This window comes from Calothrix sp. CBUCES-K 9914, assembly GCF_059640475.1.
The window spans coordinates 1-9,579 of the sequence record NZ_JBXXZH010000316.1 but is presented as its reverse complement, the minus strand read 5'-3'; the positions used below and the strand labels follow the sequence as shown (position 1 = coordinate 9,579).

General features: G+C 41.0%; 8 protein-coding genes and 1 tRNA gene. 6 read left to right on the top strand and 3 right to left on the bottom strand.

Annotated elements, in window-relative coordinates:
- Positions 1-230: 230 nt before the first annotated feature.
- Positions 231-1,457: an FAD-dependent monooxygenase gene (locus AC2JBO_RS39470; RefSeq protein WP_496959087.1), complete on the bottom strand. Its 1,227-nt coding sequence runs from the start codon at positions 1,455-1,457 to the stop codon at positions 231-233.
- A 439-nt stretch (positions 1,458-1,896) separates the two neighbouring features.
- Here AC2JBO_RS39470 and clpB point away from each other — a divergent pair, with 439 nt between their 5' ends.
- The 6 genes from clpB to AC2JBO_RS39440 all read left to right on the top strand — a co-directional run bounded on the left by clpB (position 1,897) and on the right by AC2JBO_RS39440 (position 6,772).
- Complete coding sequence (gene clpB / locus AC2JBO_RS39465) at positions 1,897-4,515, top strand: ATP-dependent chaperone ClpB (protein WP_496959086.1); 2,619 nt, start codon at positions 1,897-1,899, stop codon at positions 4,513-4,515.
- A gap of 303 nt (positions 4,516-4,818) precedes the next feature.
- Positions 4,819-5,478 carry a restriction endonuclease subunit R gene (locus AC2JBO_RS39460; protein ID WP_496959085.1) on the top strand — a complete coding sequence of 220 codons (660 nt, stop codon included), beginning with the start codon at positions 4,819-4,821 and terminating at the stop codon, positions 5,476-5,478.
- Positions 5,479-5,509: 31 nt separating this feature from the next.
- Positions 5,510-5,629, top strand: coding sequence for a type II toxin-antitoxin system HicB family antitoxin (locus AC2JBO_RS39455; protein ID WP_496959084.1), 120 nt, complete (start codon positions 5,510-5,512; stop codon positions 5,627-5,629).
- Positions 5,630-5,860: 231 nt separating this feature from the next.
- Positions 5,861-5,950: a cytochrome b6-f complex subunit PetN gene (gene petN, locus AC2JBO_RS39450; RefSeq protein ID WP_010998401.1), complete on the top strand. Its 90-nt coding sequence runs from the start codon at positions 5,861-5,863 to the stop codon at positions 5,948-5,950.
- Between the two features lie 7 nt (positions 5,951-5,957).
- Positions 5,958-6,125: a hypothetical protein gene (locus AC2JBO_RS39445; protein ID WP_496959083.1), complete on the top strand. Its 168-nt coding sequence runs from the start codon at positions 5,958-5,960 to the stop codon at positions 6,123-6,125.
- Positions 6,126-6,547: 422 nt separating this feature from the next.
- Positions 6,548-6,772, top strand: coding sequence for a WD40 repeat domain-containing protein (locus AC2JBO_RS39440; RefSeq protein ID WP_496959082.1), 225 nt, complete (start codon positions 6,548-6,550; stop codon positions 6,770-6,772).
- Between the two features lie 119 nt (positions 6,773-6,891).
- On the opposite strand, the gene AC2JBO_RS39435 is transcribed toward AC2JBO_RS39440, so the two are convergent.
- Positions 6,892-6,963 (bottom strand) — tRNA-Cys (locus tag AC2JBO_RS39435).
- A gap of 136 nt (positions 6,964-7,099) precedes the next feature.
- The coding region (locus tag AC2JBO_RS39430) for a hypothetical protein (protein WP_496959081.1) at positions 7,100-9,579 on the bottom strand (2,480 nt) is incomplete at its 5' end.

Genomic DNA, 9,579 nt, shown 5'->3' with positions numbered 1-9,579 from the left:
TAATACCATTTTTATATGAGGATGCACATTATTATTCTTAGCCCCCCTTCCACGCGGGGGGCTGGGGGGATTTAGTTATTTGCAGCTTCATATTAAATCGGTATTAGCCACTTGAACTATTAATTGTTCCATATTTACCCGGTTGTAAAACAACATTACCCAAATTATAAAGCTATATTATGTTTTGCTTACGGTAAGTTACGAAAATTACTCTTTTCCTCATTTAGGTATTATTTTTCCCAAGAAGGCTGGTAATTAAATAACCATCTAAACTGCAAGTCAGCTAGCCAGGTAGGAGTTAGCTTGTAAATCCAGTTACGAAGCAAACATCCGATTGTAGAGTCGGTTTGTCCAAGCTGACCAACTTGTCGGGAGGTTGTAAACACACGAGTTACTCGTTGACTGCGGTTGCTCTCAAATTGACGCAATAGTATTTGAACTTGCTCACGGCTAGCTTCATCAATAAATAACTTGGTAAGTTCAAAGGCATCTTCTATTGCCATACAACCTCCTTGACCAAGACTTGGTTGGACTGGGTGCGCTGCATCTCCTATTAGAGTTACCCGACTTCTTCCCCAGGAATTACCTAAAGGTTGGCGATCGAAAATGTCATCTCGATAGATACTTTCGTTTTCTAAGAACTTGATAATTGTGGGTACAGGTTCTGCATAGTCTGAAAAAATTGACTGTAAGGCATTTAAAGAACCTCCAACTGAGTCATCATTTCCACCCTGTTGACTGTTGTTAAAAGCATAAAAGGAGAATTGACCTCCACCAACATCAAAATACCCAAAGCGATTACCTCGACCCCAAAATTCCATCCAACTATATTGTTTATCTAATGGCAAACTTGAGCCATTGAAAAAACCTCTCCAGCAACACGTACCACTATAAATTGGCTCCTCTAATCGTTCTTGACCATTAAGGCAAGCACGTACTTGTGAGTAAAGACCATCGGCGCCTACTAATATGTCCCCAGTTGTTGTGCTGCCATCCTTAAAGTAAACTCGCACACCATCGTCTGTTTCCTCAAATTTCTCAAAAGCAACACCTGTCCGTACTATTCCGTCATCTAATGCTTCATAAAGAATCTGTTGTAATTTCGGTCTTGAAAGACATATGCCCAAGTCTTCTACCCCAGCAAATTGAGGAGAGTTAACATAAAGTGGAGTTCCATTTTTGCTAAAAAAACCACCACTCAATATTTTGCCTCCCTCTTCGTAAAAACGTTGATAAATCTTTCCCGAACGCAGGAGTTTATAAACTCGCATAGCATTTTGTTGAATAAATATACCCCCTGGTCCAGAAAGCATTGCATCCAGTTGACGTTTTTCGTATAGCTCAACTTCAATACCTGCATCCAGACAAGCACAGGCTAAAGTCAAGCCACCAATTCCGCCCCCAATCACAATTACCTTCGATACCAAGGGTTTAACTGCTTTCTTGAATGTTTGCATAGCTTGCTCCAAATAAGGTTGGTATATTCAAAGGTGTCGGTGGTGTTTTAAGCTGAAAATACTGTCTTTGATTATTACATACGTCTATGTTTGAAATTGATTATCAACGGAAATTTAATAACTGCTGTACTGGCTGTCAGAGGCACCGCTCATAATGTAATACTGCTTAGTTAAAAATAAAAATCCCCCCAACCCCCCTTGATAAGGGGGGCTAAAATTCTTACAAAGTCCCCCTTATTAAGGGGGATTTAGGGGGATCAATTCTTTTAACTGGGTAGTACTAGAAGAGATGGAGTGTAACACCACCATGTGAAGGGGCGAACACCGAACCAGTTAGTTGCACACTTATATTTACAATGACGGTAGTAGAAAAAAATCTTAGATTTCCTTATATCTCGGCGCCAAGCCTAAAAGTTCGTCTCCCCCACATTATAAGCTTATGCAACCAACTAACCCTAACCAATTTACTGAAAAAGCATGGGAAGCTATAGCCCACACTCCTGATATAGCGAAGCAAAACCAGCAGCAGCAAATCGAAAGCGAACACCTAATGAAAGCGCTTTTAGAGCAAGATGGACTTGCTAGCAGTATATTTACAAAACTCGGTGTTGATGCTTCAAAGCTGCGTGATAAAACCGAGCAATTTGTGCAGCGTCAACCAAAAGTATCAGGTAGTAGTAGTTCTGTATACTTGGGGCGAAGCTTAGATACGCTTCTTGACCGTGCTGATGGTTTTCGCAAAGAACTTCAGGACGAATTTATTTCTATTGAACATTTATTACTTGCTTATGCCAAGGATGACCGCTTTGGCAAAGGTTTATTTAAAGAATTCGGCTTGGATGAAGCCAAACTAAAGAATACTATTAAACAAGTTCGAGGAAGCCAAAAAGTGACCGACCAAAACCCAGAAGGTAAATATCAATCGCTGGAAAAATATGGGCGTGACCTTACCGAAGCTGCGCGTGATGGTAAGCTTGACCCAGTGATTGGACGCGATGATGAGATTCGCCGCACTATACAAATTCTCTCACGTCGTACTAAGAATAATCCTGTACTGATTGGTGAACCTGGTGTAGGTAAAACTGCTATTGCCGAAGGGCTTGCACAGCGTATTATTGCTGGAGATGTTCCCCAGTCGCTCAAAGACCGCCAGTTAATATCTCTAGATATGGGCGCCTTAATTGCGGGTGCTAAGTATCGAGGTGAGTTTGAAGAACGTCTCAAAGCTGTATTAAAGGAAGTTACTGACTCCAAGGGTAATATAGTTCTATTTATTGATGAAATTCATACCGTTGTTGGTGCAGGCGCCACTCAAGGTGCGATGGATGCGGGCAACTTGCTCAAACCAATGTTAGCGCGCGGTGAGTTACGTTGTATCGGCGCCACTACTTTAGATGAATATCGTAAATATATAGAGAAGGATGCCGCATTAGAACGTCGCTTCCAACAAGTTTACGTAGACCAACCTAGTGTTCAAGATACTATCTCTATTTTACGGGGATTGAAGGAACGCTATGAAGTTCACCACGGGGTACGTATTTCTGATAGCTCACTGGTAGCAGCAGCCACATTATCTAATAGATATATCTCCGACCGCTTTCTACCTGATAAAGCAATCGACTTGGTAGACGAAGCTGCCGCACGGTTGAAAATGGAGATAACTTCTAAACCTGAAGAACTCGACGAAATCGACCGGAAGATTCTACAGTTAGAGATGGAAAAACTCTCATTGCAAAAAGAAAGCGATTTAGCTTCGCGCGAACGTCTCGAACGTTTGGATAAAGAACTCGCTGATTTAAAAGAGGAACAAAGTACTCTCAACGCACAATGGCAGTCGGAAAAAGATGTTATCACCAAAATCCAGTCGGTAAAAGAAGAAATCGACAGGGTAAATTTAGAAGTTCAGCAAGCAGAGCGTAACTACGACCTTAACCGCGCGGCTGAATTAAAATATGGTAAGTTAACCGACTTGCACCGTCGTTTAGAAGAAACTGAATCTCAACTCGCGCAAGCACAACGTAGCGGGAAGTCATTGTTACGTGAGGAAGTTACCGAAGCGGATATTGCCGAAGTAATTTCTAAGTGGACAGGTATACCCATCAGCAAGCTAGTTGAATCTGAGAAAGAAAAGCTATTACATCTTGAAGATGAGTTGCATAACCGTGTTATTGGACAAAACGAAGCTGTCACCGCAGTAGCTGATGCAATACAACGTTCACGTGCGGGACTTTCTGACCCCAACCGTCCTATTGCTAGCTTTATTTTCCTTGGACCTACTGGTGTAGGTAAAACTGAGTTGGCAAAAGCCTTAGCAGCGTACATGTTCGACACCGAAGAAGCGCTAGTACGGATTGATATGTCCGAATATATGGAGAAACACGCAGTTTCCCGATTAATTGGTGCCCCTCCGGGATATATTGGTTACGATGAAGGTGGACAATTAAGCGAAGCAATTCGGCGCCGTCCATATGCGGTAGTATTATTCGACGAAATCGAAAAAGCACACCCAGACGTATTTAATATCTTCTTGCAAATACTCGACGATGGTCGTGTTACCGATGCTCAAGGTCATACGGTAGATTTCAAAAATGCCATCATTATAATGACCAGTAACATTGGTTCGCAGTATATCCTCGATGTTGCAGGAGATGATAACCGTTACGACGAAATGCGTCATCGCGTAATGGAAGCAATGCGTAGCTCATTCCGTCCAGAGTTTTTAAACCGTGTTGACGAACAAATTATCTTCCACGCACTGCACAAAAGCGAACTTCGTAAAATTGTACAATTGCAAGTCGAACGTTTACGCCACCGCTTGGCAGACCGCAAAATGTCGCTCAAGCTCTCCGACTCAGCACTTGACTTTTTGGCAGAAGTAGGATACGACCCTGTGTTTGGCGCCCGTCCATTAAAGCGCGCGATACAACGCGAGCTAGAAACACAAATCGCAAAAGCTATTTTACGTGGAGATTTCAACGACGGTGATACAATCTTCGTCGATATCGAGAACGAGCGTCTAGCATTCAAACGCTTACCTGCTGAGTTATTAACAACCTAATACCCTGCCAAAAATTGAATTAATTTCTTGTGGAATAGGCATTTTGCCCGTTCCAGTACCCAAATTTTAGATATTATTTGAATGTAGAGACGTGACATGTCACGTCTCTATAATTATATATAACCACGGTGCCTCCAAACAGTTACATTTTATAAGGATAATGATTTGTATCATTAATTGTGAGGTGTGGTGTGTAGAAAAACGAACCGCAAAGAACGCAAAGGGCGCAAAGGAAGAATTAATAGTTATCTACTTCACTAATGTTAAATTTTAATACATTAGCAATAAATAACTAATATAATTATGACTCAAATAAAACAAGCTAAGGATATTGACCTACGCTACTTAATTAATAACTACGGTATCCAATTAGTATTAGACGACCAATTTTTCCGCGAATGGCAAGATAATTTACCAGAAATTACAGATTTAGAGAAACAACTTTTAGATAAAGTCAAGGCAGGTTATTTCAATCTTTTAAATTATCCTCCTTTACTAGAAAGTTTTGTCAGAATAGCTATTGTTGACCCAATACTTTTTATTGGGGATTTTTGTTTAGCACCTTTTTATATCAAAGCTGAAGAACAAATAGACATTACGAATGAAGACGAAGGGGTAATCATCAAGGGTAAAATAGATACTTTAGTACTGAAAGACCAACTATGGGCTATGATTATCGAGTCTAAACAAGCAAAGTATTCTATTGAAAGAGGACTCGCGCAACTTTTAGCTTACATGCTAGGTAATCCCTACCCAGATAAACCGAGCTTCGGTATGATTACGACAGGTGGAAGTTTCATTTTTATCAAATTAGTGAAGGGTGAAGTTCTTCAATATGGAACCTCTAAAATATTTGAAGTGCGTAACCCAGGAAATGAATTATATGATGTACTTCGTATTTTGAAGCATCTGACCCATATCGCAACTGATAAAGGCGCCAATGGTCTCGAAGCCAATCCATAATAATTATATACTGTTGTAAAACAAGCCAAGTATGAAACAAACAAAACAGCTAACCGCAATTATTGAACGTGAAGACGATTGGTATGTAGCACTATGTCCTGAGCTAGATATAGCTAGTCAGGGTAAAACTATAGAAGAAGCACTCCTATAATCTAGTAGAAGCAGTTGAGTTGTTTTTTGAGGCTGCACCGAATTCAGAAATAGAGCAAAGATTACATACAGAGGTTTTTGTTACACGTCTTGAGGTGAGCATTGGGTAAACTACGTATAGTAAGTTAAATTGGAGGTTTCGGCGTTAGTCAGATATTTATAAGTTATGCAAAGTCTTGTAAAACATGATAAATGTTAAGATTGTGTTGTAAATAAGATTAAAAGAATCACTATGGCTATCTTGACATTAGGTTGGGTTTCACTCCTAGTTGTTTTTACTTGGTCTATTGCAATGGTAGTCTGGGGTCGCAACGGATTGTAGGAGGACTGTGGAAAGTCAATTTCTCAACGTTCTGGCAATAACAGGCGTAGTACTGCTTTTAGCAGTTACAGGTGGTGTTGGCTATTTAACTTTAGCTGACTGGCGTGATCGTCGTCGCTTTGAACAAGAAAACCGCGAAGTACGACGCTCTAATGCCCCTAAGCGAAAAAAATAACAGCGCGCGTATCAACCAATATTGCTAAGGGCACGATAATATCGTGCCCTTAGTATTTTCAATCAATATGTTTACAGTAACCTTAATACATATATAGCTTTCGTCAGAACATTTTTTTATGTACGGTAAATAACTTTTTATCAAACGAGAATCATTCTTATAAATGTGAACCGTGGTTCACATCTTTCTTGGCGCCAAATTTGGGATTATCAAAATAATGTAATATATTACACTTGAATGGACAGTGGGTGCGTTACTGCACTTTAATTTGCGTTAAAAGTGTAGATTTTTCAGGCAGTAACGCACCCTACTATAATAAATTTAACAATATTGTTTAAATATCTAATTAAGAATGCGAAAGCTACTTTATTTGAAGTTAGATGGTGATTTAATCAGCGGAGTACGGGTTACGTTGACGATTAATGAAGATAATCAAACTAATTATGCAGAAATTACCGGAAATTTGCCTGTTAATTCGACTTTATCAACGGTTTTTCAGAAGTGGAAGTCAGACAATTCAAGCACACACTAGCGCAGTTCGCAGCGTCAGCTTGAGCAAAAATGGCGCCTACATGGCAACTGGCAGTGAGGATGGAACAGCGAAACTTTGGACGACTTCGGGGCGCCTAATAAAAGTCATGGACTAAAATTGGCCTAAATACCTGAGTTGATTCGACGTGGTTTGAGCTAATATGATACAAATATCGATTCCGGCTCTGGGAGCTAGAAGCTGCCCGTGGAGCCGGAAAGGTAGATAAGTTGAGAGAGGCGCCACCCGGATTTGAACCGGGGGATGGAGGTTTTGCAGACCTCTGCCTTACCACTTGGCTATAGCGCCGTATCTACAAATCATATCATACCACGCGCACGTTTATTATTTCAATAATTTTTTATATTTTGGCTTGCGTTGATCCAGGGATAGGCACTTTAATCAGAAGCAAACTCTTGTACTGCTGCAAATGGAGAAGGTAAGGTTATTTAACTGTGGCACGGAACCGAATGTAACCATAAGAATTTGGATTTACACTTAAATCTCCAATTTGAAAATATACGGCGCCTCCACCATTGTTAGTACCATTACAAGCAGGAGGGATAGTACTGGTATTGTTATAGTAACCGCTACCAGGTCCAGTACCGGAACCGTCTGCAACAGAGTTTTCTGTTCCATTACCTGACTTCAACTTCATTGAACCTGTTACATAAACTTGATTTGCGGGTATAAAGTCGCATAGGTTAACATCTTTTGCAGTTCCTGCTCCATCAGATAAAAAGTAAATAGTATACTCGACTTCATCTTTAGGTGCGGGTATTCCAGGTGGTGAAGGTATTTGTTCGGCTGTAATGGCCCCTAATAAGTAAGTAGTGCTACCTCCTGCAACACTCCAGGTAGCAGCATTATCATTTTCGTCTGTAACTAAATCATTATAACCACCGATAGCTGTTGCAGTACCACCATTTTTACGAATACCAGTTACTCGTTTTACTAAGCGTAAGCGTGGAGCAATTTTGATAATGGTAGGGTCATTAGGTGTAGGTGTACTGGGGTCATTACTTTTTGTATTGGCATAGTCTTTACTGGATATAATTGCTTGGTTAGATATAGTATTCGTTCCAGCAGGTAGTAATGGGTCATTAATTTTAACGCGGAATTTAACGGTGCTGCTACTATTTGGCGCCATATTACCGCTACTATTTGCATTTGCTCCAGTCCCTAATCTAAACACAACTTGTGAACCTGTAAATTCGGCTTCGTCATCATTGGAATTGTCTGTTTTTACACCGCTATTAATACCTGCGTAAATTTGTAACGAGTTGGGAATGTAACTAGTATTAGCAGGTATTGCATCTGTTAAAGCGACGTTATTAACTACTATATTACTATTATTTGTTACAATAATGCTGTATTCAAGAATATCACCAGGGGTAGGTACTTGATTAATTAAAGAAGTATTACCACCAGATTTGTCTACATCTTCCACTAATGCAACACTTTTATCAGCATTTAATGGACTAGTCAAAGCAATGGTTACGTCTTCTTGCGTATTGGTAGCGAGATTACCATTGTAAGTACTAGAAACGGCTATATTATTGTTTGCCAAAGCTGTGACTCCAGCACTTGCATTTATATATTTAGCACTAGCTATAACACTGTTATTATATTTTCCAGGCGCCGTACCATTAGCTATATTTGCGGTAAAAGTAATCGATACGCTACCACCAGCAGGAATCAGAAAATTACCCCACGATGGTTTAGATGCAGTTCCAGTACTAGTAACTGTAGACGGACCAGTGGCGCCTCCCGTATAAACTGGCGTGATAGCAACAGCATTATGTGTAAATCCCGTAGGAAGTGAATCATCTGTAATGACTACATCACGAGCTTCTGGACGATAAGTTCCGCTAGGGTTTGAGATTGTAATCGTATAAGTTGCAGTATCAGGTGCAGCTAATGGTCCGGGTGTTGATGTCGTTTTAGTTGCTTGAATTAAACAATTAGCTCCAGAAATACTACTGGCAGCATCTTGAGGAGTAGTATTTATCGGTTGTAGTAAACCATCACCACCTGTTGCACCACCAAAATCCCCGTCTTTAGTTGTTCCTGGTGAACCACCTTGAAGATTTACAGTTGCACCTGGGGTTGCGAAAACTACGCCACCACCACCACCACCACCAGGTCCATGAGGAGAACCACCACCAGTGTTGTAACCGCCATTAGCACCTTTAGCATTAATAGTAATTCCAGATGATAAATTATTACTTTGAGAGATTATCAAAACACTGCCACCTGCACCGCCACCACCACTGGCATCATTTGCAGGAATTGATGTTGGATTCGGGGTTGCACCATTGGCGTTGATTGTACCTGTACCTGTAATAGTTGCAGCTCGTACCATGACCATACCACCACCAGCAGCGCCGCTACTAGCAAGACCATTACCTGGGTCTCCTGTACTATTGTTAGTTGTGCCTGAACCACCTCCACCACCCATTATTAGGCGGTTAGATGTAGTTGAAACAGAAGCTGGGAAAGTGGCGCCTCCATCTCCACCATAAGGTTGAGCGCTATTCCAGGTACGACCACCCTTACCACCTTGACCTCCATTTCCTCCGCCACCACCACCTGAGTTTTCATCATTGCTGCTGGGTCTTCCATCTGTACCACCTCCTCCTGCATTACCTGGGGCGCCGCGTCCGTAACTCCCTGAAGGATAGCCTTCTGTAGTATTTGTAACAAGTGTTTTAGAAACAGGGTCATACAAGTATTTGGGCGTTCCTGCAATACCTTCTCCCTTCGATGCATTTGCGTTACGACTTGAGAGAGTCACAACATCTGTATTTAACAAAGCTGTACTGCCACCATCTCCTCCTAAACTACGACCACCACCACCTCGGAAACCTCGACCGGCAACATCTATTGTTCCGCTAACAAATTTAAACTCACCCGCTACATCAA